This is a genomic window from Pseudoalteromonas sp. S16_S37 (assembly GCF_014694405.1).
Lineage (GTDB): Bacteria > Pseudomonadota > Gammaproteobacteria > Enterobacterales > Alteromonadaceae > Pseudoalteromonas.
The window spans coordinates 1-329 of record NZ_JAAUWV010000223.1 but is presented as its reverse complement, the minus strand read 5'-3'; the positions used below and the strand labels follow the sequence as shown (position 1 = coordinate 329).

The window sequence follows — 329 nt, the reverse complement described above, 5'->3', positions numbered from 1 at the left end:
TACTGCGTTGATTGCCAAGAGTTACAAGAGCTTGCTGCAAAGCACTATAGGAAGCCGTGATGGAATTTATCTTAGAGTGGTGGAAGCAAATGCTAGCCGCTGGTGTGGTAGTCGTAGGCGCAGGTTCGATTGCATGGCTAAGAGCCACATTTGTTAGCCGAGTAAAGCATGATGAGCTTGAACGGCGTGTACATGCAGTTGAGCGACGAGTTGAAGACATGCCAAGTGCTGATGACTTTCATGGATTAGAGAAAAGCCTACTCGAAGTAGGCGGCAAAATTGATGCGCTCTCGCCTCAATTAGCCACCTTACAAAACACAACTTCCCTA

1 protein-coding gene is annotated in these 329 nt (G+C 47.4%); it reads left to right on the top strand.

The features are described 5' to 3' along the window. Nucleotides 1-59: 59 nt before the first annotated feature. Nucleotides 60-329, top strand: a 270-nt coding sequence (locus HC733_RS22720; RefSeq protein ID WP_190367223.1) for a DUF2730 family protein, incomplete at its 3' end; no start/stop codon positions are given.